28 protein-coding genes and 1 tRNA gene are annotated in these 24,244 nt (G+C 64.4%); 15 read left to right on the top strand and 14 right to left on the bottom strand.

Annotation, left to right across the window (positions count from 1 at the left end):
• Nucleotides 1-314 precede the first annotated feature (314 nt).
• Nucleotides 315-1,640, top strand: a complete 1,326-nt coding sequence (locus tag J2R80_RS12520) for a TAXI family TRAP transporter solute-binding subunit (RefSeq protein ID WP_057019039.1) — start codon at nucleotides 315-317, stop codon at nucleotides 1,638-1,640.
• Between the two features lie 157 nt (nucleotides 1,641-1,797).
• Here J2R80_RS12520 and J2R80_RS12515 read toward each other — a convergent pair whose 3' ends face one another.
• The 3 genes from J2R80_RS12515 to J2R80_RS12505 all read right to left on the bottom strand — a co-directional run bounded on the left by J2R80_RS12515 (nucleotide 1,798) and on the right by J2R80_RS12505 (nucleotide 3,858).
• Nucleotides 1,798-1,989, bottom strand: coding sequence for a hypothetical protein (locus J2R80_RS12515; protein WP_172646835.1), 192 nt, complete (start codon nucleotides 1,987-1,989; stop codon nucleotides 1,798-1,800).
• A gap of 96 nt (nucleotides 1,990-2,085) precedes the next feature.
• Complete coding sequence (locus tag J2R80_RS12510) at nucleotides 2,086-2,319, bottom strand: hypothetical protein (protein WP_253638637.1); 234 nt, start codon at nucleotides 2,317-2,319, stop codon at nucleotides 2,086-2,088.
• 420 nt (nucleotides 2,320-2,739) lie between these two features.
• Nucleotides 2,740-3,858 (bottom strand): alpha/beta fold hydrolase, encoded by a 1,119-nt coding sequence (locus tag J2R80_RS12505; protein WP_253638636.1) that lies wholly within the window; start codon nucleotides 3,856-3,858, stop codon nucleotides 2,740-2,742.
• 312 nt (nucleotides 3,859-4,170) lie between these two features.
• Between J2R80_RS12505 and J2R80_RS12500 the strand changes: the two genes are divergently transcribed.
• The 6 genes from J2R80_RS12500 (at nucleotide 4,171) to J2R80_RS12475 (ending at nucleotide 7,971) form a co-directional block, all read left to right on the top strand.
• The gene (locus J2R80_RS12500; RefSeq protein WP_057019035.1) at nucleotides 4,171-4,641 is read left to right on the top strand and encodes a nuclear transport factor 2 family protein; all 471 of its coding nucleotides are present in this window, start codon (nucleotides 4,171-4,173) and stop codon (nucleotides 4,639-4,641) included.
• A 60-nt stretch (nucleotides 4,642-4,701) separates the two neighbouring features.
• Complete coding sequence (locus tag J2R80_RS12495) at nucleotides 4,702-4,962, top strand: hypothetical protein (protein WP_028336038.1); 261 nt, start codon at nucleotides 4,702-4,704, stop codon at nucleotides 4,960-4,962.
• Nucleotides 4,963-5,240: 278 nt separating this feature from the next.
• Nucleotides 5,241-5,675 carry a nuclear transport factor 2 family protein gene (locus tag J2R80_RS12490; RefSeq protein WP_026193357.1) on the top strand — a complete coding sequence of 145 codons (435 nt, stop codon included), beginning with the start codon at nucleotides 5,241-5,243 and terminating at the stop codon, nucleotides 5,673-5,675.
• A 249-nt stretch (nucleotides 5,676-5,924) separates the two neighbouring features.
• Complete coding sequence (locus J2R80_RS12485) at nucleotides 5,925-6,866, top strand: hypothetical protein (RefSeq protein WP_253638635.1); 942 nt, start codon at nucleotides 5,925-5,927, stop codon at nucleotides 6,864-6,866.
• Nucleotides 6,867-7,021: 155 nt separating this feature from the next.
• Nucleotides 7,022-7,444 (top strand): hypothetical protein, encoded by a 423-nt coding sequence (locus J2R80_RS12480; RefSeq protein WP_016841371.1) that lies wholly within the window; start codon nucleotides 7,022-7,024, stop codon nucleotides 7,442-7,444.
• 386 nt (nucleotides 7,445-7,830) lie between these two features.
• Nucleotides 7,831-7,971, top strand: coding sequence for a hypothetical protein (locus tag J2R80_RS12475; RefSeq protein ID WP_167350365.1), 141 nt, complete (start codon nucleotides 7,831-7,833; stop codon nucleotides 7,969-7,971).
• Nucleotides 7,972-8,078: 107 nt separating this feature from the next.
• Here J2R80_RS12475 and J2R80_RS12470 read toward each other — a convergent pair whose 3' ends face one another.
• The 3 genes from J2R80_RS12470 to J2R80_RS12460 form a co-directional block, all read right to left on the bottom strand.
• Entirely contained in the window at nucleotides 8,079-8,222 is a 144-nt protein-coding gene (locus tag J2R80_RS12470) for a hypothetical protein (RefSeq protein ID WP_016841369.1), read from the bottom strand.
• A gap of 172 nt (nucleotides 8,223-8,394) precedes the next feature.
• Nucleotides 8,395-8,877 carry a MaoC family dehydratase gene (locus J2R80_RS12465; RefSeq protein WP_076829845.1) on the bottom strand — a complete coding sequence of 161 codons (483 nt, stop codon included), beginning with the start codon at nucleotides 8,875-8,877 and terminating at the stop codon, nucleotides 8,395-8,397.
• A gap of 8 nt (nucleotides 8,878-8,885) precedes the next feature.
• Nucleotides 8,886-9,344, bottom strand: coding sequence for a MaoC family dehydratase (locus J2R80_RS12460; protein WP_057019033.1), 459 nt, complete (start codon nucleotides 9,342-9,344; stop codon nucleotides 8,886-8,888).
• 318 nt (nucleotides 9,345-9,662) lie between these two features.
• Between J2R80_RS12460 and J2R80_RS12455 the strand changes: the two genes are divergently transcribed.
• Nucleotides 9,663-9,959 carry a DUF4282 domain-containing protein gene (locus J2R80_RS12455; protein WP_028340592.1) on the top strand — a complete coding sequence of 99 codons (297 nt, stop codon included), beginning with the start codon at nucleotides 9,663-9,665 and terminating at the stop codon, nucleotides 9,957-9,959.
• A gap of 152 nt (nucleotides 9,960-10,111) precedes the next feature.
• Nucleotides 10,112-10,258, top strand: coding sequence for a hypothetical protein (locus tag J2R80_RS12450; RefSeq protein WP_162832441.1), 147 nt, complete (start codon nucleotides 10,112-10,114; stop codon nucleotides 10,256-10,258).
• Between the two features lie 163 nt (nucleotides 10,259-10,421).
• On the opposite strand, the gene J2R80_RS12445 is transcribed toward J2R80_RS12450, so the two are convergent.
• A complete protein-coding gene (locus J2R80_RS12445) occupies nucleotides 10,422-11,102 on the bottom strand; it encodes a ParA family protein (protein ID WP_028336032.1) in 681 nt (226 codons plus the stop codon).
• A 34-nt stretch (nucleotides 11,103-11,136) separates the two neighbouring features.
• Between J2R80_RS12445 and J2R80_RS43260 the strand changes: the two genes are divergently transcribed.
• Entirely contained in the window at nucleotides 11,137-11,271 is a 135-nt protein-coding gene (locus J2R80_RS43260) for a hypothetical protein (RefSeq protein ID WP_256521274.1), read from the top strand.
• Between the two features lie 13 nt (nucleotides 11,272-11,284).
• On the opposite strand, the gene J2R80_RS12440 is transcribed toward J2R80_RS43260, so the two are convergent.
• From J2R80_RS12440 to J2R80_RS12420, 5 genes are all read right to left on the bottom strand, one after another.
• Nucleotides 11,285-11,611 carry a hypothetical protein gene (locus J2R80_RS12440; protein ID WP_018273595.1) on the bottom strand — a complete coding sequence of 109 codons (327 nt, stop codon included), beginning with the start codon at nucleotides 11,609-11,611 and terminating at the stop codon, nucleotides 11,285-11,287.
• A 378-nt stretch (nucleotides 11,612-11,989) separates the two neighbouring features.
• Nucleotides 11,990-12,283 (bottom strand): hypothetical protein, encoded by a 294-nt coding sequence (locus tag J2R80_RS12435; RefSeq protein ID WP_375162575.1) that lies wholly within the window; start codon nucleotides 12,281-12,283, stop codon nucleotides 11,990-11,992.
• Nucleotides 12,284-12,483: 200 nt separating this feature from the next.
• Nucleotides 12,484-12,560: transfer RNA gene (locus J2R80_RS12430), tRNA-His, on the bottom strand.
• Between the two features lie 190 nt (nucleotides 12,561-12,750).
• Nucleotides 12,751-13,185 carry a phasin gene (locus J2R80_RS12425; protein WP_028336028.1) on the bottom strand — a complete coding sequence of 145 codons (435 nt, stop codon included), beginning with the start codon at nucleotides 13,183-13,185 and terminating at the stop codon, nucleotides 12,751-12,753.
• A gap of 271 nt (nucleotides 13,186-13,456) precedes the next feature.
• Entirely contained in the window at nucleotides 13,457-13,855 is a 399-nt protein-coding gene (locus J2R80_RS12420; protein ID WP_092085090.1) for a phasin family protein, read from the bottom strand.
• Between the two features lie 356 nt (nucleotides 13,856-14,211).
• Between J2R80_RS12420 and J2R80_RS12415 the strand changes: the two genes are divergently transcribed.
• Together J2R80_RS12415 and J2R80_RS12410 are read left to right on the top strand one after the other, a co-directional pair.
• Complete coding sequence (locus tag J2R80_RS12415) at nucleotides 14,212-18,102, top strand: PAS domain-containing protein (RefSeq protein ID WP_253638634.1); 3,891 nt, start codon at nucleotides 14,212-14,214, stop codon at nucleotides 18,100-18,102.
• Between the two features lie 162 nt (nucleotides 18,103-18,264).
• Nucleotides 18,265-19,092: a metallophosphoesterase gene (locus tag J2R80_RS12410; RefSeq protein WP_253638633.1), complete on the top strand. Its 828-nt coding sequence runs from the start codon at nucleotides 18,265-18,267 to the stop codon at nucleotides 19,090-19,092.
• On the opposite strand, the gene J2R80_RS12405 is transcribed toward J2R80_RS12410, so the two are convergent.
• A complete protein-coding gene (locus J2R80_RS12405) occupies nucleotides 19,031-19,516 on the bottom strand; it encodes a Crp/Fnr family transcriptional regulator (RefSeq protein ID WP_253638632.1) in 486 nt (161 codons plus the stop codon). The two genes, J2R80_RS12410 and J2R80_RS12405, sit on opposite strands and share 62 nt — an antisense overlap.
• A gap of 131 nt (nucleotides 19,517-19,647) precedes the next feature.
• On the bottom strand, nucleotides 19,648-20,445 hold the full coding sequence (locus tag J2R80_RS12400; protein ID WP_253638631.1) for an alpha/beta fold hydrolase: 798 nt from the start codon (nucleotides 20,443-20,445) through the stop codon (nucleotides 19,648-19,650).
• A 156-nt stretch (nucleotides 20,446-20,601) separates the two neighbouring features.
• Between J2R80_RS12400 and J2R80_RS12395 the strand changes: the two genes are divergently transcribed.
• The 3 genes from J2R80_RS12395 to J2R80_RS12385 all read left to right on the top strand — a co-directional run bounded on the left by J2R80_RS12395 (nucleotide 20,602) and on the right by J2R80_RS12385 (nucleotide 24,226).
• On the top strand, nucleotides 20,602-21,255 hold the full coding sequence (locus J2R80_RS12395; RefSeq protein WP_076829643.1) for a GntR family transcriptional regulator: 654 nt from the start codon (nucleotides 20,602-20,604) through the stop codon (nucleotides 21,253-21,255).
• Nucleotides 21,252-22,781, top strand: coding sequence for an aldehyde dehydrogenase (locus J2R80_RS12390; RefSeq protein ID WP_253638630.1), 1,530 nt, complete (start codon nucleotides 21,252-21,254; stop codon nucleotides 22,779-22,781). Before J2R80_RS12395 ends, J2R80_RS12390 begins: the two co-directional genes overlap by 4 nt.
• A gap of 77 nt (nucleotides 22,782-22,858) precedes the next feature.
• Nucleotides 22,859-24,226 carry an MFS transporter gene (locus J2R80_RS12385; RefSeq protein WP_253638629.1) on the top strand — a complete coding sequence of 456 codons (1,368 nt, stop codon included), beginning with the start codon at nucleotides 22,859-22,861 and terminating at the stop codon, nucleotides 24,224-24,226.
• The last annotated feature ends 18 nt before the right edge of the window (nucleotides 24,227-24,244 follow it).

Genomic DNA, 24,244 nt, shown 5'->3' with positions numbered 1-24,244 from the left:
GTGATCATCGTGGTCACGAGCTACAGCGAAACACTAGGCTGTCTCCGCCACCGCGCGATCTTCTCGGCGACCGTGAGACTCGCGTCGAAGAACACCGGCGCGTAGGCGTGCGCGAACCGCCGCGGAAATCGCGCCGAGCCATGGTGTGATCGCGGCGTAGACCAGCGAGGCGAACACGACGGAGATCGTGGCGCCATAGCGTTCGATCTCACGGGCGGCGTTTAGCCAAAACCCCCTTGACCTGCATCAATCACGGGTATCCCCTACCCCTTACATTTTGAAGCCATAGTTGTTCCGGCATTGGGGAAGTCGTCATGATTTCGGTCAGAATGCCGTTCTGGCTCCGCGTTGTTTCGCTGGTTGGCGTGATCCTGCTCTGCACGGCCGCCGGGCTCTATGGATATCGTTGGTACAATCGTCCGGTAACGCTGACGCTGGCGGTCGGCTCGATCGACGGAGAAGCAGCCAGCGCAATGACGGCGGTCGCCAATCAGCTTGCCTCCGACGGCGCTTCGGTACGGTTGAAGGTCGTCGACACCGGAACAGCCGTTGAATCAGGCAAACTGTTCGCTGCAGGAAATGTCGATCTCGCTGCCGTTCGCGGTGACGTCGGCGACTTGTCCAAAGCCCAGGCCATTGTCGTGCTGTCGCACTTGACTGCACTTCTCATCGCCCCGCCCGGTTCATCGATCGACAGCATCAGCAAGCTCAAGGGCCAGACCGTGGGCGTGCTCGGAGGCGAGGCAAACGCCAAACTCGTCGATGTGTTGAACAGCACCTACGATCTTGCCCGGACCAAGACGGTTTTCAAGAACCTCGGCTTGCGGGATGCGCGGCAGGCCGTTGCATCAAAACAGGTCCACGCCCTGCTTGTGGTCATCCCGCTGACGGAGAAATACATTGCGCTGGTGAAGGGCTTTTTCCCGCAAGGTACAAAAGCGAGCCCGATCCTGATCCCGATCGACTCGGCCGCGGCAATTGCAGACGGCAATCGCGCCTATGAGAGCTTCGACCTGCCAAAGGGCACCCTGCGCGGATCACCTCCCGTCCCCGATGACGACCTGACGACTCTGAGGACGTCGCTCTATCTTGTCGCGCGAAAGAGCCTCAGCGCCGACGTTGCAACAAATCTGACCCAGAGCATTTTGAAAGTACGTAGAGAGCTGCTGCGAGAGAATCCTCTCATTGCCCAGATCACGGCCCCAAGCACTGATGCGGACGCCTACCTTCCCGTCCATCCCGGAGCGTTGGCCGTCTACAACGGCACCACGCAGAGTTTCCTCGATGAATACAGCAACTACATTTATCTGGGCCCGATGATCCTTGGAGGAATTGCCTCGGTGCTTGCCGCTGCGTGGAAGTTTTTGGGCATCGGGCAGCCCGAATTCCGCGAGGGTCCCCTCGACACCCTTTACGGCCTCGCGCGCCGGATCCGCACGGTCAGCTTCGAGAACGAACTTTCAGACATCGAGGACGAGATCGACAATATTCTCAAGAGCGAACGTCTCAAGGCCGAGGCGGGCGATGAAAATGCGGTCGACACCGCGACGCTGAATGTCGTAGCCCACCGCCTGGAAAATCTGGTTCATGACCGCAGAGCGATACTGTTGGCAAAACCCCCGATCGCTTCGGTGGCCTAGGAGAGAATCGGACGCTCATCGTCGTCCTGGCGAAGCCAGGACCCATTACCCCAAATCTCTATTGCTGCGCGACATTGGGCCGCGATCCCGCTCATCACTGAATTGGGTGGTTATGGGTCCTGGCTTTCGCCAGGACGACACCGAGAGTGTGGCCGCCCTACCCCGATCGCTTGTTGCTGGTGTTCTGGGTCAGATTACCGTGCGCGGCCTGCTCGCGGATGTTGTGCTTCTCGTCGTCGCGATGCCCCTTGGTGGTGTCGATGGGAACGCTCGGGGTGCTGCCGGGGCCCTTGTGGCTCTTGTTGTCGTCGGGAACGGGCTGGATGGTCTTTGTCTTTGGTTTCGTCATCATCGTCTCCGTTACGCATGGAGACAACGCGGCCGGGACGGACGGCGTTCCCGGAATGTGCTTCACGTTTCTGGAGATGTGGCTTCACAGCTGATCCTACAGCTTCTCCTGCTGCGCGGGCTGTGACTGCGGCTGCTGCTGGCGCTGCTGTTTGGCGTGATGGCGGCCGTAGAGGCAACCGGCGGCGGCGCCGAGCATGCCGTGATGGCCGGCATAATGACCGGCGACGCCGCCGACGATGGCGCCCTTGATGCAACCCTTGGCGTCGGCAGGCGGCGCCAAGGCGAGTGCACTGACGGCAATGACGGACGCGAGAACAATCGATCTCATGATACGGCTCCAATGCAATGCTGCCGCATCAACGGTGCAGCGGCACGGCCGGTTCCGGGAAGAATAAGCGGTTCACCATCGACCCCGCCGCCGGCAAGGCGGCGCCGTCGGATTGGCTGTTGTCGAACGCACCGCGACAGCGAGCCGGCGCGATTTCACCGGCCGGCCCCGGAGGAGCTCAAGGCCTCGTGGCCGGCGTCGACGCCGGCTCACCGTCGCGCGGTGCGCGCTCGCATGATTTATTTGGAGACAACCAGGGCGGCGACGGCAAGCGGCATGGTGTTTCTCATACGGAACTCCTCATTGCGGATGCGTCGCCCACGCCGAACCAACCGGGCGCGCGAGCGGAGGTTTCATTAACTCGCGGACAGCTGCCCGCCGCATGCCTCCACGTCTGCGAGACGCGGCCGGTTCAGCCGATCACTCCAGTTTCTTGCCGCCGTCGGTCACGCCGTCGAGGAACACGCCGGTCTCGCGGTTGAGAAACTCGACATCCGCCGGGAAGAAACCGCCGGCCGAGGCGTGGCCGGTCACGGTGCCCGGGCTGATCGTCTTGATCGTCACGCCGGGAATGTCCTTTGCCATCTGGTTCGGCTCGAATTCGGGATTGAGCAGGTCCTTGGTGCCGGTGAGGATCAGCGTCTTCGCCTTGATCGAAGCCAGCGCCTTCGCCGTGTCGCCGCCGAACCCGGCCGTGGTGCCGACATCGTGCCGGTCATAGGCCCAGCTCTGGTAGATCCAGTCGTTGGCGTCGAACAGCTTCCATAGCGCGGTCTCCTGCTCGGCCATCCAGGGCAGCACGTCGGGGCCGGACTTGAACTGCGCCGCATACATGTCGGGCGTGCGCGCCGCGAGCAGCGCGACGATATCGCGGAACAGCTTGAGGCCCTTCTCCGGCGGCGCCTCGTAATTGCCTTCCTTCCACGCCGGATCGTTCATGATCGCCTTGCGCGAGGCCTCCATCACCGCGACCGACCAGGCCGGCGTCTTCGCAAGCGGCACCATCGCAACCAGCGCGTCCATGAAGTCCGGATGGCTGACGCCCCATTGCAGCGCCTGCATGCCGCCCATCGAGGGGCCGACCACGGCGACGACATGGTCGATACCGAGCTTCTCCTTCATCAGCCGATACTGCGATTCCACCATGTCGCGGATCGCGAATTTCGGGAACTGCATCCGCGGCTGCGCCTTCGAATTGCTCGGCGACGTGGTCAGCCCGTTGCCGATCGCATCGGTGCAGACGATGAAATACTTGTCGGGGTCGAGCGCCTTGCCGGGGCCGATCATGAAATCGAGCCGGTGATGATTGCCCGAGATCGCGGTCACCATCAGGATGGCGTTCGACTTCTTCGCGTTCAGCGTGCCGTGGGTGACGTAGGAGATCGAGAAATCCTTGATCGCCTCGCCGCTCTCGATCTTCAGGTCGCCTTCGTTGTAGAGCTGGTGGGCAGGCTGCTGCGGCGTGTGTGCGAAGGCGGGCGGGATCGCCGGGCATGCCAGCAGCGACAGGATCGCGGCGAAGTTGGTGATGCGCTTCATTGGTCTCTCCCCATCGGGGCGGCTCTGTTCGGCCGCCTTCCGCCGCGAAGCATACGGGCCGGCGGCGCCGCGGCAAGGCCGCGGGCGCGAAGATTTAAGCGGCGCAGGCGCGGAATAAACCGCCGCCTGCACCGCGACAGCCGCCCGTCGTCGCATTGCGCGAACCGGCGCGCCGCATGCATTTTGCGCCACAATGCACGCGCTGGTTGCCGAACCTAATCGCGTCTCGCGCGTCAAACATATGTTGTTTGATTGTGGAATGCTCCGGTTCACAATGCCGGGCCAGAGCGAGTCGGACCGGCGGAGTCGATCATGGGCGAGGATTTGAACCGGCAGCGCGTCTTGAACTTCCTCGACGTTTATTATGCCGGCGGCATCGAGGGCGCGCTCGATCGCTGCAGCGACGACGTCGCGTTTCTCGCCAACGCCCCGATCGACATTCTTCCGCATATGGGCCAGCACCGCGGCAAGGCCGCGCTGCGCCAGATGTGGACCACGATCCACGAGCGCTATTCGGACATGCGCTATGAGGCGCCGATCGTGGTGACCCAGGGCGACAGGGTCGCCGCGCAGCTGCGCGTGTTCTTCCGCAAGCGCAACAACGCCCGCGTGGTGCAGTTCGATGTGGCGGTGTTCTACACGCTGCGCGACGGCAAGATCACCGAGATCCGCGAGATCATCGACACCTTCGACCTCGTCCAGCAGGTGCTGGAGCGCGACGTCGCGGCGGCGCTGACCGGGCACGACGACATCGTGCAGGCAAATTCGCAACGCCGGCGTTGAACCTCGACAGCCCGGCGCTGACTTATTACCGGGCTTGTTGCGGTCGGGGCTGAAATCACCATGAAAATCGCATTGCTCGCTGTGCTTGGCCTGGCGCTGGGCGCCCTTGGCGGCGCCGCCTTCGGCATCGGAGCCGGGCTTAGCTGGATCGGATTGGCTAGAACCTCTGGTATCGACAGCGGAACGCTGGTGTTTTTCACCTTCATGCCGCTCGGCGCCGCGATCGGCGGCATCGGCGGCGCGCTGCTGTTCGCGGTGGTGGCGATCCGCGACGCCGAGATCGTGATCGAGCGGCAACCGGTGCGGCAGCGCGACCGCTGAATTGCGGCGACCGGAGCGTTTTCGCGCGAAGCCTGCCCCGCACGTGAGTGGATGCCGGTTCGCATCAAAAAAGCGCGTCGGAACCAGAATCCAGAGGTCGGCGGTCACATTCGGGTAAAATTCGGCGCAATTGTGCATTGCAAAAAAGTCATTTGCGTTTTTGCCGTTCGGCACTATTTCAGGCCGCAATAGCGATGTGCAGCAACCTGGCAAGGCGTCGGCGCTGACCCCCTGCCATCCGTTTGCGTTTGAAAATCCAGTTTCAGGACAAGGCCAAAATGACAGAGCATAGTCTCTGGCGTTTTTCGCGCGCATTGCATCGCGCGATCAACGAACGCCAGCTTGCAGATATCGAGCCGCTGCTCGACGACGAGGTCGAATGGTCCATCTATGGGCCGATCGATCTGTTTTCCTTTTTCGGCGCGCGCCGCGGCAAGGCCGCGGTACTCGAGGTGATCCGGCAGATCGGCGAGAACCTCAGGGTTCACCGCTTCGACCGGGAACAGATCATGCTCGGCGTGGATTCCGCAGCCTCGATGCTGCGCTATTCGCTGACGGCACTCGACTCCAACAAGCCGATCTCGCTCCGGATCGCGCATTTCGCGCAGTTCAGGGCCGGCAAGCTGACGAGCTTCCGCGTGCTGGTCGACAGTTTCGACCTCGTCGAGCAGACCGTCGGCTACCCGATCCATCTGCCGCGCATCGCGGTCTGACGGCTTTTCACGCCTTCGTCATGTCCGGCGCGCTAAAGCGCGAAGCGCGTCTTCGCGTTCAGGCGCCCCGGCAGCGGCGGCCTGTTTTGCCAGCCCCGAACGGCCGCGCTCGGGACGCGCCGCGCGAACGCGCTGCGCGTTTGTCCCGGACATGACGATCACGCGTTGATCACTTGCTTTCAGAGCGCCGATGCCACAATTTTGCGCCACGGCAATGCATGCTGCGGCTCTGGAATTCGCGGGCTGGGAATGACTTTCACATTACGATTTGGCTGGGCAAGGCTGCAGGTGCTGGCAGCCGGCTTCAGCCTGGCGATGGCGCTGTCGGCCGGCGCGCAAACCCCGCCGTGGCAGATCGCTCCCGCCGCCCAGGATAGCGCAGCTGATAACGCCGAGGCTGCGGCCGACGAGGAGCCGCCGGCGGCCAATGCCAATGACGCCGACATCCTGAAGGACATCGACGAGAGCAAGCTCGACTGGAGCCAGCTCGACACCGATTCTACGAGCCTGCCCACGCTGGCGCCGAAGCGTGCGGCGAGGCCCGCCAGCATCGCCGGCAAGGATCCATCCTGGTCGACCAACAACAACGCCAACGGCTCGTCGGCGGTGTCGGTCAAGCAGTCGATCTCGCCATTCCTCGATACCCGCATCGGCGCCGACATGACGGTCGCAAGGCAAGGCACGATGACGACGTCGGAGCAATTGTCGGAGCGGCTCGCCAATGGCGGCAGCCTGCCGCAGTCCGGCGGCTCGGCCTGGGCCGCGATCTCTACCGGCGGCGTGGCCTCGATCTGGGACAAGACCTCGGTCGAGGCGCGGGTCGATCCCTCCGCCGACCAGAGCAAGGTCGGCACCTCCTTGAGCAAGTCGGTGCCGCTGTCGGAGCAATATTCGCTGACGCTGCAGAACGGCTACAACTTCATCCAGCAGGGCGTGGTCCCGGTGCCCGGCATCATCAGCCACCCCTCGCGCAGCTATGACACCGACCAGTCGGCGAGCCTGTCGGTTAACGACACCGGCACCAGCATCACGGCAGGCCAGACGCTGTCGACCTCCGACGACCGATGGCTGCGCCGGATCGGCGCCGAGCAGAAGCTGTTCGACGGCGTCACCGTCTCCGGCTCGGTCGGCGAGACCTCCCAGGGCACCACCAACAAGAGCATCAGCGCCGGCTACAAGCGCTCATGGTGAACGGTCTGTTAGCTCTATCGCGCTAAATGATCAGGCATTGCCGCAACTTGGCCCAGATGCGGTCAAATTCGGCGGCACTGATAGGTCCGTAACTTCATCAATTCGTCGTGCGGGGGACAAGCCGCGCTTCGCCATTGCGAACAAGGGGAAAGCCGATGAACGCCACCAACCGTACCGAGGAAGCCGAAGTCGAAACGACGTCCGAGGTCGACACCAACCTCGCCGCCGTCTCGGAAGTCGAAGCCGGCATCCGCGACTTCGTGCGCAACGATATCGCCTATCTGCGCCGGCCGGTGGCGAGTCCGGAGACCGCGCCGACCGACACCAACACCGATGCCACCGTCAGCAACGTCAACTCGCTGATCCAGCGCGTCGCCGGCACCTCGCTCGCCGAGATCGAGAAGCTGATCGGCGAGCTCGAGAGCCTGCGTGACCTGCTGCATGCCGAGGGCCAGCGCGTCCAGCGCGAGATCTCCGGCTATGCCCAGCTCAGCCAGGCCGCGATGAAGTCGACGCGCATGATCGCCGACAACGTCTCGCAGTGGAAGCGCGCCGCCGACGGCCTGCGCAACAGCTGATACTTCAGTTTTCCAAACTGATCGCCGCCGCCTCCTGAACAGGGGGCGGCGGCTTCGCTTTGCGGCCTGATTCAGCGCAGAACGATTCGTTATTCAGCGCGGTGTAAACTCCGCGACGTCAATTTTTTGCAGAAGCCGATTTGAACTGGGGATGTCGAGCCCGCGTCCAATCCGGAATTCGCGTCCGGACCGCGCCTAGTGTGCTGAATGCGAAGTTCGTGCGATTTCGCGGCAGCCACTTTCACGAACTTCGCATTCATAAAGCACACTAGAATCAAAGGTTTGCTAGTGTCCTTATCGAATCCGAAGTTCGCTCCGAAGGTGCGGCAAATGATGCGAACTTCGGATTCGGGACACTAGCCGGGCATCCATTTGGAGACGAAGTCATGCAGAGCGTCCGGCCGGATAACGCCGCCGATCCGATTCCGCTGCGCCAGCCGCAGCAGGGCATCGGCACGATCATGATCCGCTTCATCGGCATCCTGGCAGCCGCGACGGTCGTGATGGTGCTGATCTGGAATCGTTAGACTGAAGCTTGGAAGAAATGTGACGCAGCCTGCCGACAGATCACATTGAAAAGCGCAAATGCACGCCACCTGCGCTCCCTCGAGCGCCGGGAGTTACAGACGGTCAATCAGCGGTCGATGCTCGCGGTGGTCTCGAAGGAATAATTGCCGTCGGCAAAGCCCTTCACGACCATCCCGGTGGCCAGCATCACCACAACCGTTACCGTCGCGAAGATAATGCCGACGAGTTTCAGCGCGCTGCGATCTGCCATGGTATCCCCAGTCATTCTTGCCAGATGTCCGTGCCCTCAAACCATAAGGCAGGGACAAAGGTTCAGAATGCGTTAGCAAAAACTGAGTTCCACGCAACGCACAACTGCGTCGGCAGCAGAAGTCATTCGCTAACCATGGCGTCCGGGCAACATCAGAGGCGCGCGGGCAACATCAGGAACCGGGATTCCGCCGCGGCACGAAAGCGGTGGCGAGGAACGAGAACACCACCTCGTTGCGCTGATTGACGCCGGTGTTGCGGGCCTGAAGGATGCCCCATTCGGGCCGCTTTTCGGACGTGCGCTTGGTCTCGACCTGGTTGGTGAAGCTGATGGTATCGCCCGCCAGCACCGGGCGGATCCAGCGCAGTTCGCGGAAGCCCGGCGAGGGCCCCCAGACCGCGACCTCCTCGCCGCGCGCGGCGGCTTCCGCGGCGAGCCGCTTGCCGTCGGCGACGAGCAGCTTCATGCAGACGCTGGCGACATGCCAGCCCGATGCGGCGAGCCCGCCGAACAGCGAGTTGCGCCCCTCCTCCTCGTCGAGATGGAAGCGCTGCGGATCGAACTGCGCGGCGAACCGCTTGATATCCTCGGGCGTGAAGGTGAAGGAGCCGAACTCGCGCCGCGCGCCGATCTCGATATCTTCAAAAAAGCGCATGACCTCTCCTATGCGCTCGCGCCGTCGCGGCGGCTGACGATGATCGGCGACTCCATCTCGCACAGCATCTCGCCGCGCGCGTTGCGGATGGTGCCCTTGAAAGTGACGATGCCGGTCTCGGGCCGGCTCTTCGAGACGCGCGCCTCGACGACGTCGACATCCAGCGTCAAATCGTCGCCCGGACGCAGCGGCGCCACCCAGCGCATCTCGTTGACCCCGGGCGAACCGAGCGAGGCGGTGCGGCCGATGAAGCCGTCGAACAGCATCCGCATCATCAGCGAGCCGAGATGCCAGCCCGAGCCCGACAGGCCGCGGAGCATGGATTTCTTCGCCGCCTCCTCGTCGAGATGCATCGGCTGCGGGTCGAATTCGGCGGCAAAGGCGAGGATCTCCTCGCGTGAAACATGGCGCGGGCCGAACGTGCCGAAGCGGCCGGGCTTGAAGTCTTCGAAGGTCAGCGTGGTCATTGGGTGAGGATATGCCGGAGGGAAGCCCGATTGTGGCCGTTATTTGCGGCAATCACAACCGGCCCACTCGCATAGCTCGCCCCTGGACTGCCGGCGCCCGGTCCGGGGCTCGCCTTTGGCGAGACCGAATGGGCTTCTGCGGTATCGATCCCTCTGGTCGCGGAGGCGCCTGGCGCCGTCCCGAACCATTGGCCCGGCGAAAGCCTCTTCCCGACGGACGCCTGCGGCGCAGGCTCCCGGGATGAAGTGATCACGCCGGCGGTCACGCAGTAGGATGAACGAGACGCGAATCATATTCGGCTGGCCGGGAGAACCATGATGTTCGATTTCCAGGATCTGTTTCAGTGGGACCGCTTCATCACGCCCACGATCATCAAGACGTTCTACTGGCTGGTGATCGCGGTCATCGTGCTGTTCGGGATCTCCGGCATCCTGTGGAGCCTCACGGCGATGGCGATCAGCCCGTTCGTCGGATTCATCCAGCTGCTCGCGTCGATCGCCAGCGTCTTCGTCGGCATCGTGTTCTCGCGCATCGCCGCCGAGTTCATCCTGATCGTATTCCGGATCAACGAGCATCTCGGAGCGATCCGCGATCGGGACGGAGCAATGCACTGAAGCGAACGGCACCCGGCCGAACGCGACCGACCGGCGGGGCTGTGGTTAATCCGAAGTAGCACCCGCGCGCAAATGCCCGCGAAATTCCGACCAGGATCTTAAATCCGCTCGCGTACAGCCTTCCGCATTGCCAAGACCAGCGCGGGGGCGTCGTGAATTCGAGGAATGGGTTTGTTGCCGTGAGGCCGGGTGCCGAGCCGGGCTTTACGACCGAGGATATTTTATGGGCTGTCGGCATCTGGTCGGTGATCCTGACCCTAGCGCCGGTGATCGTGTTCTATCTGCTGATGGTGGCGTGAGGGCATCCCCTCCGTCATTCCGGAGCGATGCGTGAGCATCGAATCCGGAATCTCGAGATTCCGGGCTCATGCTTCGCATGCCCCGGAATGGCTCCAATATTCTCGACGACAAAAAACGCGCGGGAGCCGCGCGTTCTTTCCATTTCAAACCAAAACGGCGTTGTTACGCCGCCTGCTTGTGCATCGTACCGGACGCCGACGCCGTGCCGCGGATCGCCTTGATCGAGCGTTCGATCGCGGCCCACAGCCGATTGATCTCGGCGGCGGCGCGGCCTTCCGCATAATATTCGCGGGCGCCTTCGCCCTGGCCGAGCGCCATCAGAAGATCGGCGCGGTTGGTGATCTGGCCGCTCCACACCGGAGCGCGGAATTTCGCCAGCGCCTCGCGCGCGATCGCGACGATGCGGCTTTCGGCGCCGTCACGCTGCGCGGGCGCACCGTTGATCACGACGGCATAGGGCTTGCGCATCGAGCGGCAGGTCTGGATGGTTTCCTGCACGGCGTTGACGTCGAACACGCCGGGCCGCGCCGGAATGATCACCATCGTGGCGTTCTTGATGGAGTCGTCGACCACGGCCGAGAGGTTCGGCGGCGTGTCGATGAACACCCACTCGATGCCGTCACGCTTGGCCTGGGCAATGATCCCGCTGACCGAGTTCACTGCCGTCTTGATCGCCGGCTCGTTGGTGCCGCGCAGCTTGTGCCAGAGAGTCAGCGAGCCCTGCGGATCGGCGTCGATCAGCAGACAGGGCTTCGTTGCCTTGTGCACTTGCGCGGCGAGGTGAGCAGCCAGGGTACTTTTTCCCGAGCCCCCCTTACGCGAAGCGAAAACAATCACGTTCATACGTTGGCCTCCAGATTGACCCCAGGAGGCGAAAATGAATCAGCACGCTGATTCGCGAAAGAAAAAATTTCTTGCAATCCGCAAAGTGGCCAAGATTACCGGTGCGTTTTGCTTTTTGAGTCACACCGAACTTATGACGCAACCGCAAATGGAAGCCCTAAGCGTTTGATATGACTCGGTGCCTAGCGTTTTCCGGCAGCTTTCGCGCGCTCGCGCTCGATCCACTTGCGCTCGATCCAGCCGAGCAATTGCGCGGTCGGTTTCTGCAGGAACGGAACGTCCTGCGCGAACAAAAGGAGTCCGAGCGGCAGCATCCAGAGTCCGAGCACCGGCAGGAAGCTGAAGATGCCGCCGATGATCAGGAGGATCGCGAGCGGAATCCGCACATAGCGCGACGACGGCTTGCGCAGCCACGCGACGAAGCGCGCCGGCTTTTCCGGCAGCTTGGCTTCGAACCAGGCGAAGTGCCGATCGATCTCTTGTTTGTAGTATTCGCTCACGCGTCCCACTCCATCCGTTCCACAAGCGGAACAGATTTGGCTGACAATACAAGCCCCAGAGATGATGCTGCATGACAGCGTCACAAGGCGTCAGTCTGTCGCGCATCGCAACCTTGAAATCGCATGGAGGCGATCCACCGCGCGATGAGATTGCGTTGACCGCGATGGCGCTGCGCTCCCTCTCCCCGTTCTTACGGGGAGAGGGTTGGGGTGAGGGGCTGTCTCCGCGTGGATGGCGATAGTTGCGCTTGTGGAGACTCCCCCTCACCCGGAACGCATCTGACGATGCGTTCCGACCTCTCCCCGCACGCGGGGCGAGGTGAAGCGCACAGCGGTCCGCTCGACGAGAATGCGCCAAGTTAGCCGCGTGCGCGCGATGGGAATCATTTAGTGGGTGGACTTCTTCGCCCTGTGCGATTTGGCGGCCTTGTGCTTGGCAGCACGCCGTTCCACGCGCTCGCTCGCTTCACGCGGCTCGGGACCACCGCGGAAGAACACCCGGCAGGCCGGCGAGAGCTGCGCCTTGTTCCTGATCATGCAGGCCGTGATGCGATCGACGTCGGGAATCTCGGGGCCGCAAAGCCTGAACGCATCCGGCGTACAGGCCTGCTGCTGGTCTTGCGTATAGGCCTCACTTCGGCCCGGCAGCAGCAGCGCCGCAAGAGCGATGCTTGATATCAACGCAAACGAAAAACTCCTTGAACAGGCGATCCCCATGCATCCCCCCAAAGGTGTCACTAGGCGTCGTTAAGGCGTCGTGTCAGTCAGTTTGGGTGACGGGACGGAGAAGTGCAAGCGGACGCGGTGACACGCCGGGCGACAAGGGCGAGCGACCTTGCGATGGTCGGATTTTGCGATGTCGCGCTGACTGATCTTGCGGATGGTACAGTTGGGTGGGCTCGAACCACCGACCTCCTGTTCCACAGACAGGCGCTCTAACCAACTGAGCTACAACTGCATCCTGACGCGCGGCCCGCTCAAGCGGGGCGGCGATTTCGGGCGGAAACTAGGTGCAACGCCGCGCTTTGGCAAGGCCGTAACGCGCCGATTTCCGCTGTTATGTCGGGCCGCTTGACGGGCCCCTGGCCGGCAAAAAGGCCCGGACCGCTTCGGCCCGGGCCTTTCGCTGGTCTCCCAAACGGCAGCGATCAGGCGGCCGGCTTGTAGAACTTCGATGCGCTGGCCTTGATCGGCTCGGCGGTCTCGCTGGCGACCTTCTGGCCGAGCTCGGCCAGTTCCTTGGCCTGCGCGGTGTAGGTCTCGAACTGCTTGCGGGCGTGCGACGTCCACAGCTCGACCGCTTCGGTCGGCGACTTCACGCTGAACAGCTCCTGGGCGAAGTCGAGCGAGGAGGTGGTGTTGGCCTTGAAGAACTCGATCAGCTTGGCCGAATACTCGCTGGCGCCCTTGCTCACCGAGGTGAACACGGCCTCGACCGTCGAGTTGTGGGTCTCGGCAGCGTCCTTGAACTTGGCGTAGCTGTCGCGGGCCTGCAGAACGCCCTTCTCGGCGAACGCGCGCATCTGCTCGGGAACTTCAAACGGAATGATCGAGGCGGAAAACGGATCGGACGGGTTGGTCATACGTGTAATCCTTCGCAACGGGTGAGTAGATGTGACCATTGCGGACGTCCCGGAGCCCATCAGGCCGGGAGCGCTGAAATGGATCACGCTGCCTTGATTCACGGGAGTGCCCTTCGTCGGGCGCGCCTAATAAACACCCATATCATGTCAATTTTGTGCAACGCAACGTAAGATCGCGTGCGACGCCACATTTTTTATCTGACGGAACAAAAGATTACCGCGGCCGACCGAGGCTGAATGCGCCAGGGTCGGCCGCGGCCAATGCGCCTCGTCAGTTCTTCGGCTTGACCGCGTCCATCGCGGCCCGGCTGACGGCCTGGCCCATCTCGCTGGCCTGCTCGGCGAGCGAGCGCATCTGGCCCTGCACATATTCGCTGTGCAGCCGCATGACGTCGCTGAGGTCCTTGGCCTTGAGCAGCGCCTCGGCGTAGTCCAGCGACGACTGCACGTTCTTTTCGGCATAGGACAGCGCCTTGGTCGAAAGATCCTTGGCGCCGGCGCGCACCGTGGCGTTGCGCTCCTCGATCTTGCCGGCGGTGTCCTTGGCGTTGGTCACGAATTGCTCGAACGCCTTGCGCGCCTGCTCAAAACTCGCCTCCGCCATCGACCGCATATCCTTGGGAATCTCGAACTTGGGGATCTCGAAATGGTCACGCCCGTTGTCGCTCATGGTCGCTCTCCCTCGCTTGCTGATCGGCCCGCCGCTTGGCCCTGCGGGCCCAGGGCAAGATAGACGGCAGAATATATATCGTGGCACTGCAATCGCAGGTGTGACGCGGCGCCGCCTGGTTCCGCATCGCGCGGCTCGCAGCAACCTCTCTTTGCCCGACAACGCCAAACGGCTGTGGATCGTTCAGCCGAGTTAACGTTATCCCGGCTTTGGCGGGGGCAGTTTCGCTGCGGACATGGACCTGCCGCCCCCCAGTTGCGATACTAACCTTCTGTTAAGGCTGTCGTCCTGCGGCTGCCGGGCCTTCGGCTGAGCTTAAGGAAGAAAGCCAAACCCATGCGGTCAAATCTTGCGTGATGAGTGACGCGGAATTCCAGATCCAGGCGCTCGGCGATGTCAGGCTGGCGGATCATGCGACGGGCGCCCTGCCGGCATGGCTGTGGGCGGCCGACGGCGCGCGGATTCTCTGGGCCAATCCCGTCGGCGCGCAGGTATTCGGTGCCGCCAACGGCGCCGAGCTGGCGAAGCGCGGCTTCGGCCCGGCCGATCCGCACCGCCGCCAGGTCGCGCGGCTCGGCCACAGCCTGAACGCCAATGGCGCGGTCCGCCTGGAGCGGCTGCGCGGCTTCGGCGCGGCGCCCGGCATGCTCGCGACCTGCGGCTGCGCCCGGATCGACCTGCCGGACGGCAGCCACGGCATCCTGATGACGGCGCTCAACGCGACCGGCCGCGGCATGCCGCTCGCGGAACGCCTGCAACGGCTGCTGCAGGGCTTGCCGCGTCCGGCCGCCGCCTTCACCAGCAACGGACTGCTGGTCGCAACCAATGAGGCGGCGCGTACGCTGCCCGGCCTGCACGACCTCACCGAAGCCGGTCTCGATGCCGCGCGCGGTGAGGCGCTGGCGCAGGGCCGCGCGGCGGCGAGCGTTGCGATCGGCCGCGTCGTGCTGCAGCGGATCGGCCGCGCCGCCGATCGCGCGCTGGTCGCGTTGATCAAGCCGGCGCCGCATCTCGCCGCAAAGCCGGCGGCGCCGATCGTGCCCGAGCCAGTTGAGCCGGAGACGCCGGCGCGCGAAGCACAGGCTCCCCCAGCGCCAGCGCAGCAAGAGGCCATGGCCGTAGAGCCGCCGCCAGCACCTGCAGTTATCGAACAAGCCGTTGCGCATGACGAAGCGCCCGCGACGGCCAGCGCAGCACCGATCGCCTTGTTCGACGCGCTGGATCCGCAGTTGGAAGAGCGCGTCACGATCGAGCCGATCGTCAGCGCGGCTAAATCCGAACCTGAGAATGCTGCTCCATCTGCCGCGGCAGCAGAGGCGGCGCACGTAGAGGCGCCCGTCGAGACCGCAGCTCTCGACACCACGCAAGACGAAACAGCTGCCGCCGAGGAACCTCTGTCGGAAGCACTGATCGAAGTGCCGGACGGCGCGCAGATCGAAGAGCCTACGCCTCTTGCCCCGCCACTTGCGTCGGCAGAACTCACGCATTCAGAGCCGACGCCCGTCGAGACTGCACCTCTCGACACCACGCCCGACGAAAGCCCCGCCGTCGAGGAGCCGCTGTCGGAAGCGCTGATCGAAGCACCCGCTGAAGCGCCGGTCGAACAGCCTGCGCCTGATCTCGCAGAGACGGCACGCACGCACGCGCCGGAAATATCGGCGCCCCCGGCCGATCCCGCCCCCTCGCCTTATGCGATCGCGGATGCGCCCGCGCCGCCGCCTGCCGCCGAGCCGGAGCCCGCGACATTGGCGCCGGTGCCACCACCATCATGGCTCGACGAGCCGTTGCCGGTGCGGCGCCATCCGCTGCGCTTCATGTGGCAGATGGACCATGAGGCCCGCTTCTCGCTCGGCTCCGATGAATTCACCCGCCTGATCGGCCTGCACACCGCGGCGGGCTTCGGCCGGCTGTGGAGCGACATCGCCGAGAGTTTTGGCCTCGATCCCGAGGGCCGCGTGATGCAGGCGTTCGCCAGCCATGACACCTGGAGCGGCATCACGCTGCACTGGCCGGTCGACGGTGGCGGCCGGCTGCCGGTCGAACTGTCCGGCCTGCCGGTGTTCGATCGTGCCAGGAATTTCGCCGGCTACCGCGGCTTTGGTGTGTGTCGCGACCTCGACGGGCTTGCGCGACTCGCCGCATTGCGCCGCTATGAGTTCTTCAGCGGCACGGTCGCGCCGCAATCGCTGTCGGCCGATGTCGCACCGGCGCCGCGCACCGTTGCGCCGCCCGGGCCCGCCGCGCCACAGGACAATCCTCCGCCGCACGCGGAGCCGCCGCCCGACACGACCGCAGCAGCACCACCCGAGGAATTGACCGAGCCGACAGCCGCAGAGACTTCACACCGAGCCGATCCGGATCACGCCGTGGAAACGCACGAGGAAACGCACGAAGTGCGTCACGACCCGCCACCGAATGTGGTGCCGTTCCGTCCCGCCGGCGACACCCGGCCGCCGTCGCTGACGCCGGTCGAGAACAACGCCTTCAACGAGCTCGCCCGTCAATTGTCGGCGCGGCTCGAGAACGAGGCCGGCCTCGCCGCGACGACGGACGACAGCGTGCCGGCCGAGCCGGTCGCCGAAGCGCCGCCCGCAAGCGAACCGCCGCAGCAAGCAGAGGCGCCAGCGCAAGAGGCGGTCGCGCAGCTGGAGACACCGGCGGAAACACCAAAGGCCAGCTGGCTGGCTGCGGCGGAGCCGGCGCCGCGCGCCGACTCCCGGCGCGACCGCGCGCTGCTCGATCTGTTGCCGGTCGGCATCCTGATCTACCGGCTCGACCGCCTGCTCTATGCCAACCGCGCCTTCCTCTCGCGCATGGGCCATGACAGCCTGCACGCGCTGGAAGCCGCCGGCGGCCTCGACGCGCTCTATGTCGAGCCCGGCGTCTCGCAGGCGAGCAGCACGTCGGGCACCGGCACGCCGGTGACCATCTCCGCGAACCAGAGCGCCGAGCACGGCGCGCAGTCGGTGTCCGCCGAGGCGCGGCTGCACACCATCACCTGGGACGACGATTCCGCGCTGGCGCTGATCTTCTCGCGCACGCTGGACGAGGATGCCTCGATCGCCGCCGCGCTATCCGAGCCGGAGCCTGCGGCGGCCGCCGAGCCGCTGCTTGCGCCGGCTGAGCCGCAAGCCGGCCAGGCCGACGCCGAAGAGCTCGGCGCGATCCTCGACACCGCGGCCGAAGGCATCATCATGTTCGATGCCGACGGCAACATCCATTCCTGCAACCGCAGCGCCGAGGCGCTGTTCGGCTATGACGGCGACGAGTTCGTCACCCGCAAGCTCGCCGATCTGTTCGCGCCGGAAAGCCAGCACGGCATCTTCGACTATCTTGCCAGCCTGAAATCGGCCGGCGTCGCCAGCCTGCTCGACCATGGCCGCGAGACGCTCGGCCGCGTCCGCCAGGGCGGCATCATCCCGCTGTCGGTGACGATGGGCCGCACCCGCGCCGATGGACCGAACTTCTTCGCGGTGTTCCGTGATCTCTCGCAAACCAAAAAGAGCGAAGGCGAATTGCGCGAGGCGCGGCGGCTCGCCGAACGCGCCGCCAACGCCAAGTCCGACATGCTGGCGCGGATCAGCCACGAGCTGCGCACGCCGCTCAACGCCATCATCGGCTTTGCCGAGGTGATGATCGGCGAGCGCTTCGGCGCGCTCGGCAACGAGCGCTATGTCGAATACATGAAGGACATCCGCGCCTCCGGCGAGCGGGTGATCGCGATCGTCAACGATCTGCTCGACCTGTCGCGGATCGAGACCGGCAAGCTCGACCTCGCCTTCGCCAGCCAGAACCTCAACGAGATGGTGGAGAGCTGCGTCGCTGTGATGCAGCCGCAGGCCAACCGCGAGCGCATCATCATCCGCACCTCGCTCGCCCACACGCTGCCGCCTGTGGTCGCTGACGCCCGCGCGTTGCGCCAGATCACGCTGAACCTGATCGGCAATTCGATCCATCTCGCCAATGCCGGCGGCCAGGTGATCGTCTCGACCGCGCTGTCGGATTTTGGCGAGGTGATGCTGCGCGTGCGCGACACCGGGCAGAGTCTCAACGACAACGAGGTCGCCGCCGCGCTGGAGCCGTTCCGCGCCCCGACGCCATCAGATCAGGCCGGCTCCGGCGGCGTCAGCCTGTCGCTGACCAAGGCGCTGGTCGAAGCCAATCGCGCCAAATTCCAGATCCGGACCGGCGGCCGCACCGGCACGCTGATCGAGGTGACCTTCGCCCACGCCACAGCAAGGGCGTGAGCCGCGATCCGCCCTTCGCGCTCTTGCCGGCCGATTCCCGGACACTGCGAACATCTGTCGCGTCGGATCCGCGCGGCGCGGCATAGATCTTGCTGCGATTCGGCTTGTTTGAATTCATTGCCGTGCGGCCCCGCCCGTTTTCCGGGCATTCGGATTTCACCGATGCGCTGTCTTGTCGTCGCCGATCTGCATTACTCGTTGCCGCAGTTCGACTGGCTGCTGGCGGCGGCACCGCAATTCGATCTCGTGATCTTCGCCGGCGATGCGCTCAACCTCGGCTCGGCGGTCGATTTCCGCGCTCAGATCGTCGTCGTCACGAAATACCTGTCGCGGCTCGCCGATCTCACGCGGGTGATCTTCTGCTCGGGCAATCACGACCTCGACGAGCGCAACCCGGAGGGCGAGAAGATCGCGCGCTGGGTCGCGGGCATCAGGGAGTTCGGCGTCGCCTGCGACGGCGACAATCTGGCCATCGGCGACACGCTGTTCACGGTGTGCCCGTGGTGGGACGGCCCGCTGGTCAAGGCGCGGATCGACGATCAGCTTCGCGCGGCGGCCGCGATGCCGCACCGCCGCTGGGTCTGGGTCCATCACGCCCCGCCGGCGGATTCGCCGACCAGCTGGGGCGGCAAGCGCTTTTTCGGCGACGCCGAGCTGCTCGGCTGGATCGAGCGCCACCATCCGGCGCTGGTGATCTCGGGCCATGTGCATCAATCGCCGTTCATCCAGAGCGGCTCGTGGTTCGACCGGATCGGGGCGAGCTGGGTGTTCAACACCGGCCTGCAACCCGGCCGGCCCCCGGTCTACATCGTGCTCGATCTCGCCCAGGACAAGGCGTTCTGGCTCGCGGCCGGCGATGCGCAGATGATCGATCTCAAGACGCCGCTGTCGCGGCCGGCGGCGCCTGTGCGCGATGCGCCGGACTGGCTCATATCCTTGGATCGGATTGCCGATCCGAGCCTGGCGCGATCTGCATCGGCGGCAGGTTGATCATGCTCTGCAGCACCTCGCCGACCATCGCCAGATGGGTGCCGTGATCGGCATATTGGTGCATCAGGTCGGCAAGATAGGTCGTGGCGACATGAAGCCGTTGCGCCAGGAGCTGCGCGATCAGCAGCGCCACCTCCGGCTGCTCGCGCAGGAACGACGCCGCATCGTCGAACTCGTACAGGACGCAATCAGTGGCCGTGCGCACCTTGGCGCTGTGCGCCCGGTCGAGCAACACACTCATCTCGCCGAACACCGCGCCGGCCTCGTCGATCACGGCGACCAGGCTGTCGCCCTTGACGACTTCCACCTTGCCCTCGAGCAGCACGAACAGATGACCGGTCTTGCCGCCCTCCTCGATGAAATCCGTGCCCGCCGGCAAGCTGCGCCTGCGACCGCCGGTGCAGTGATCAAGGATCGCTCGCATGTTTCATCTCCGTCTCCGGTCAGACTAGGCAGAGATGCTGTCGCGTCAAACGGCATTAGCTGGGCGTTCTGCCCAAATTGTCGGCACGCCACCGCGTGACCCGCGGCGCGATCCAGCCGTGTGCGCGTGCCTCAGGCGGGGGCGTTATGCTTGACCGCCGGGAAATCGCCGATCGTATCGAGGAACAGTTTTGGCGATTGCAGTTGCGGGACATGCGCACATCCCGGAATGACCCTGAGCCTGGCTCTCGGCAGGCCGCCTGCCAATTCGTATGACATCGGCGGCGGCGTCGCCTCGTCATATTCGCCGACCACGACGAGTGTCGGTACCGTCACGCTGCGTAGTTCGGCACGAAGATCGAGGCTCGCCAGCGCGTCACAGGCCGCGCAGAACACGTTGAGATCGGTGCGAAGGAATGCGTCGCGGCGATCCTGCATCAGCGCGGGATGCTGTGCCTGGAAATCCGGTGCAAACAGCCGGCGCATTGCAATGTCGGTGATCGCGGCGAGCCCCTTCTCGCGTGAAACCCTGGCCATGTTGCGAAACGCCTCGCGGCCCGGCTCGGAGAACGCCGCACCGCTGTCGGCGAGGATCAGCCGGCTCGCGATCGCCGGGTGGCGGATCGCCATCTGCAGCGCGACGAACCCGCCATAACCGTTGCCGAGCACGATGGCCGGCGTGCCATCAGCCGCATCATGCACCGCGTCCGCCATCCGATCGGCGATCGCGGCGAGGCCACCACCCTCGACCGCGCTCGACCGACCGAATCCCGGTAGTTCCGGCACGATGGTCCGAAACGACCGGGCAAGTTCCGGCACGATCGCATCGAAGCTCGCGCGATCCGACAGCAGCGAGTGAAACAGGACCAGCGGCGGCCCCTCGCCCGACTGGGCTGCGTTGACTGTGCGGTTGGCCAAAAGCCTGTCCATCGTCGCTCTCTTTCAAATCGTGCGCGAAATTCGCGCATTTGGGCTCCAAAGCGCCCCTGCGGACGATTGATAAATCAAATCACCCGAATTTCAAGGATTTCAGCTTGACGTGATATTTCACAGATTGCATTTTATTGGGCAGGAGACTCCAATAAAATGATCCTTCTCCGCGAGAATATCTACGAAAACCTGCGATCTGATATTTTATCGTGTCAGCTTGCTCCTGGCGATGAAATACGAGAGCAGGATCTGGCGGAGCGTTACGCGGTCAGCCGCCAGCCGGTCCGCGACGCCCTGCTGCGGCTCGAGCGCGAGCACCTCGTGACGGTGCAGCCCCGCCAGGGTTACCGGGTCAATCCGATCTCGCTGTCCGACGCGCGCGATCTGCTGCGCTTCCGCCTTGCGCTCGAACCGGCCTGCGTCGCCGAAGCAATCGAGAGCGCGCCCGACAGCATCCTGAAATCACTCGACGAATTCCGCCGCTTCTCCGGCAGCCATGAGGACTTCATCACCTACAATCGCGGCTTCCACTCGGCGCTGGCGCACGCATCGGGCAACCGCCGCATGGCGACCACGCTCTGCGACCTGATCGGCCAGGCCGATCGGCTGGTGCGCGTCAGCGTCTCCAATCTGAAGGGCCACGATCCGGCGAAGCTCGTGGCCGAGCATGTCGCATTGATCGACGCCATGCAGCGGCGCGAGGCACGCACCGCGGCCCGCATCATCAAGGCTCACATCGCGGCGACCGAAAAGCGCGTGCTGCCGGCACTCAAGCGCAACGCCGTCATCGTCGAAGAGAGGTCATCATGAACATTCCGTCGAAGCCCGCGACGATCGACGTCGAGATCCACGGCAACTTCATCGACGGACGCGAGGTCGAGGCCGGAGACGGCGAGATGCTCGACGTCCGCAATCCCGCGACCGGCGACGTCATCGCCCGGATTCCGAATTCGACCGCCGCGGATATCGACCGTGCGATGAAGAGCGCTCGCGCTGCATTCGAAGGCAAGGCGTGGGGCGGGATGGACACGAGGGCGCGCGCCCGGCTCGTCAACAGGCTCGCCGACGCGTTCGAGGCCAATCTCGACACGCTGTACCGGCTGGAGACATTGAACAACGGCCGTCCGGTCAACGAAACCCGCGCGCAGCTGTCGCGCCTGCCGGATTTCTTCCGCTACTTCGCCGGACTGGCGCTGTCGCGCCGCGATTCCGTCATCCCGGTCGAAGGCGCGTATCTGAACTACACCCTGCGCACGCCGATCGGAATCGTCGCCAACTGCACGCCCTTCAATCACCCGCTCATGATCCTGTGCAAGTCGCTTGCCGTCGTGCTGGCGACCGGATGCGTCACCGTTGTCAAGCCGTCGGAATATACGCCGCTGACGACATTGAAGCTCGCCCAGATCTTCAGCGAGGCCGGACTGCCTCCCGGCGTCTTCAACATCGTGCTTGGCCTCGGCCAGAGCGCCGGCAAGATGCTCGCCGAGCATGGCGACATCGACAAGCTTGTGCTGACCGGCGGGACCGAAGCCGGCCGCATCGCGGGCAGCGCCGCGGCGAAGGTGTTCGCGCACCAGACCATGGAGCTCGGCGGCAAGACGCCGGTGATGATATTCGACGATTTCGACGTCGACCGCGCCGTCAACTATGCCGCATTCGGCGCCTTCATCGGCGCCGGCCAAACCTGCGTTTGCGCGTCGCGCCATATCGTGCAGGCCTCGATCTACGACGAGTTCGTCGAAAAGCTGCAGGCCAAGACCCGCACCATCCGCATTGGCGATCCGTTCGATCCGAACACGCAGCTTGGGCCGGTGATCTCGGCACGCCAGCGCGACCGCGTTCTCAGCTATGCGCGCTACGGTCATGAAGACGGCGCGCGGCTGCTCACCGGCGGCGTGGCCGCAAAGGTCGCGGGCCACGACAACGGCTATTTCGTCGAACCGACCGTGTTCGCCGACGTCAAATCCGACATGCGGATCTTCCATGAGGAGGTGTTCGGCCCCTTCACCTCGGTGACCCCCTTCAAGGACGAGGCCGACGCGCTCCGGCTCGCCAACGATTCGCCCTTTGGCCTCGCCGCCGCCATTCGCACCCGCGACGTCGCGCGTGCGCATCGCGTGGCCGCCGCGGTCAAGGCCGGGATCGTCTGGATCAACGATCACCACCGGCTCGATCCGGCCTCGCCCTGGGGCGGCGTTGACGATTCCGGCATCGGCCGGGAATGCGGCACCGAGAGTTTCGACGACCATTTCAACACCAAGAGCGTGATGGTCGCGACCCACGAACAGCCATTCGATTGGTACCGCGACACGGCCAGCCAGCGCCGGTTGAACTAGCCGCAGTCGAGCAAAGCGGCAAACCGCCCACAGATGGCGGGCCGCATCACCAGGAAACAGTCAAGGGGAGAGCGCAAATGTCGACATCGGTCAATGCCGGGAGCCGCCTCGATCGGCTTCCGATCGGACCATTCCATCGCCGGATCATGATCCTGATCGGGATCGGAATGTTCTTCGACGGTTTCGACATCTATATCGCCGGCACCGTGCTCGGCGTGACGCTGAAGACCGGATTCTCGACGCTCGCCCAAAACGCCGCGTTCATCTCCGCAACCTTCGTCGGCATGATGCTCGGATCTTTCGGCACCGGCTTCCTCGGCGACCGTTACGGACGACGCTTCACCTACCAGTTCAATCTGCTGCTGTTCGGCATCGCGTCCCTGGCGGCGGCGTTTGCGCCAAACATGGCCTTTCTGATTGCCTGCCGTTTCGTAATGGGCGTCGGTCTCGGCGCCGAAAATGTTGTCGGCTATTCCACCATGACCGAGTTCGTGCCGGCCCGGAGCCGCGGCAAGTGGCTCGGCTTCACCGCCGTCTGTGTCGTGACCGGCCTGCCCATCGCGCTGCTGGTCGCATCGGTCGTCGTCCCGCAATTCGGCTGGCGCGCGATGTTCGTGCTGGGCGGCGTCGGCGCCTTGATCGTCTGGTACCTGCGCAAGTCGCTGCCGGAGTCGCCGCGCTGGCTGGAGGCGGTGGGACGCACCGCCGAGGCCGAGGCGCTGATGCAGGCGATCGAGAAGGAAGCTTCCCAGGGTCAGCCCTTGCCGGCGCCCGCGGCTGCAACGCCGGCACCGGTGTCGCCCGATCTCGCCACGCTGTTCGCTGCGCCGCTGCTGTCCCGCATGATCGTCGGCGCGGTATGCCTGATTACCATCAATACGCTGCTCTACGGTTTCGTGACCTGGCTGCCGGTGTTCTTCATCAAGCAGGGCCTGTCCGTCGCGACCTCGTTCGGCTACTCGCTGCTGATGGCGCTTGGCGCGCCGATCGGCTCGGCGATCGGCGCCCTGACCGCCGACCGCTGGGGCCGCAAGCCCACGATCATCGGCGCATCGCTGATCTCGATCATCCTCGGCATCATCTATCCGATGATCTCGGATCCGTTCCTGCTGCCGGCCGTCGGCTTCGCGCTGACCGTGCCGATCTATGTCTTGGTCGCGCTGTTGTTCGGCATCTATATTCCCGAACTGTTCCCGACCGAGGTGCGGCTGCGGGCATCCGGCATAGTCAACACACTCGGTCGAGGTGCCACCATCGTGACACCATTCCTGGTCGTGATGCTGTTCGAAGCGCGCGGCGTCGCCGGCGTGATGGCCCTGATGATCGGACTGCTCGTCGTGCAGATCATCACCGTATGGGCGCTCGGCATCGAGCCGCGGCACCGCAGCCTCGAGGAGCTCAAGGGCGAGGAATCACCATCCGCAATTCCGCAGGAAGCTTCGTGAGGCGGAGCGACCTTTCTC

It is taken from the genome of Bradyrhizobium sp. USDA 4541, from assembly GCF_024171085.1.
Classification (GTDB): domain Bacteria; phylum Pseudomonadota; class Alphaproteobacteria; order Rhizobiales; family Xanthobacteraceae; genus Bradyrhizobium; species Bradyrhizobium australafricanum.
Note: the sequence above shows the minus strand (reverse complement) of the source record. Positions and strands in the feature narration are given on the sequence as shown.

What these genes read in the sequence shown, in the direction of transcription:
- J2R80_RS12395 (WP_076829643.1), top strand. Translation starts at nt 20,602, where the DNA reads ATGATCCTTCTCCGCGAGAATATCTACGAAAACCTGCGATCTGATATT.
- J2R80_RS12500 (WP_057019035.1), top strand. Translation starts at nt 4,171, where the DNA reads ATGGGCGAGGATTTGAACCGGCAGCGCGTCTTGAACTTCCTCGACGTT.
- J2R80_RS12460 (WP_057019033.1), bottom strand. Translation starts at nt 9,344, where the DNA reads ATGACCACGCTGACCTTCGAAGACTTCAAGCCCGGCCGCTTCGGCACG.
- J2R80_RS12425 (WP_028336028.1), bottom strand. Translation starts at nt 13,185, where the DNA reads ATGACCAACCCGTCCGATCCGTTTTCCGCCTCGATCATTCCGTTTGAA.
- J2R80_RS12480 (WP_016841371.1), top strand. Translation starts at nt 7,022, where the DNA reads ATGAACGCCACCAACCGTACCGAGGAAGCCGAAGTCGAAACGACGTCC.
- J2R80_RS12490 (WP_026193357.1), top strand. Translation starts at nt 5,241, where the DNA reads ATGACAGAGCATAGTCTCTGGCGTTTTTCGCGCGCATTGCATCGCGCG.
- J2R80_RS12400 (WP_253638631.1), bottom strand. Translation starts at nt 20,445, where the DNA reads ATGGACAGGCTTTTGGCCAACCGCACAGTCAACGCAGCCCAGTCGGGC.
- J2R80_RS12510 (WP_253638637.1), bottom strand. Translation starts at nt 2,319, where the DNA reads ATGAGATCGATTGTTCTCGCGTCCGTCATTGCCGTCAGTGCACTCGCC.
- J2R80_RS12495 (WP_028336038.1), top strand. Translation starts at nt 4,702, where the DNA reads ATGAAAATCGCATTGCTCGCTGTGCTTGGCCTGGCGCTGGGCGCCCTT.
- J2R80_RS12505 (WP_253638636.1), bottom strand. Translation starts at nt 3,858, where the DNA reads ATGAAGCGCATCACCAACTTCGCCGCGATCCTGTCGCTGCTGGCATGC.
- J2R80_RS12515 (WP_172646835.1), bottom strand. Translation starts at nt 1,989, where the DNA reads ATGACGAAACCAAAGACAAAGACCATCCAGCCCGTTCCCGACGACAAC.
- J2R80_RS12420 (WP_092085090.1), bottom strand. Translation starts at nt 13,855, where the DNA reads ATGAGCGACAACGGGCGTGACCATTTCGAGATCCCCAAGTTCGAGATT.
- J2R80_RS12410 (WP_253638633.1), top strand. Translation starts at nt 18,265, where the DNA reads ATGCGCTGTCTTGTCGTCGCCGATCTGCATTACTCGTTGCCGCAGTTC.
- J2R80_RS12520 (WP_057019039.1), top strand. Translation starts at nt 315, where the DNA reads ATGATTTCGGTCAGAATGCCGTTCTGGCTCCGCGTTGTTTCGCTGGTT.
- J2R80_RS12465 (WP_076829845.1), bottom strand. Translation starts at nt 8,877, where the DNA reads ATGCGCTTTTTTGAAGATATCGAGATCGGCGCGCGGCGCGAGTTCGGC.
- J2R80_RS12390 (WP_253638630.1), top strand. Translation starts at nt 21,252, where the DNA reads ATGAACATTCCGTCGAAGCCCGCGACGATCGACGTCGAGATCCACGGC.
- J2R80_RS12455 (WP_028340592.1), top strand. Translation starts at nt 9,663, where the DNA reads ATGTTCGATTTCCAGGATCTGTTTCAGTGGGACCGCTTCATCACGCCC.
- J2R80_RS12415 (WP_253638634.1), top strand. Translation starts at nt 14,212, where the DNA reads ATGAGTGACGCGGAATTCCAGATCCAGGCGCTCGGCGATGTCAGGCTG.
- J2R80_RS12485 (WP_253638635.1), top strand. Translation starts at nt 5,925, where the DNA reads ATGACTTTCACATTACGATTTGGCTGGGCAAGGCTGCAGGTGCTGGCA.
- J2R80_RS43260 (WP_256521274.1), top strand. Translation starts at nt 11,137, where the DNA reads ATGAATCAGCACGCTGATTCGCGAAAGAAAAAATTTCTTGCAATCCGC.
- J2R80_RS12470 (WP_016841369.1), bottom strand. Translation starts at nt 8,222, where the DNA reads ATGGCAGATCGCAGCGCGCTGAAACTCGTCGGCATTATCTTCGCGACG.
- J2R80_RS12475 (WP_167350365.1), top strand. Translation starts at nt 7,831, where the DNA reads ATGCAGAGCGTCCGGCCGGATAACGCCGCCGATCCGATTCCGCTGCGC.
- J2R80_RS12405 (WP_253638632.1), bottom strand. Translation starts at nt 19,516, where the DNA reads ATGCGAGCGATCCTTGATCACTGCACCGGCGGTCGCAGGCGCAGCTTG.
- J2R80_RS12385 (WP_253638629.1), top strand. Translation starts at nt 22,859, where the DNA reads ATGTCGACATCGGTCAATGCCGGGAGCCGCCTCGATCGGCTTCCGATC.
- J2R80_RS12445 (WP_028336032.1), bottom strand. Translation starts at nt 11,102, where the DNA reads ATGAACGTGATTGTTTTCGCTTCGCGTAAGGGGGGCTCGGGAAAAAGT.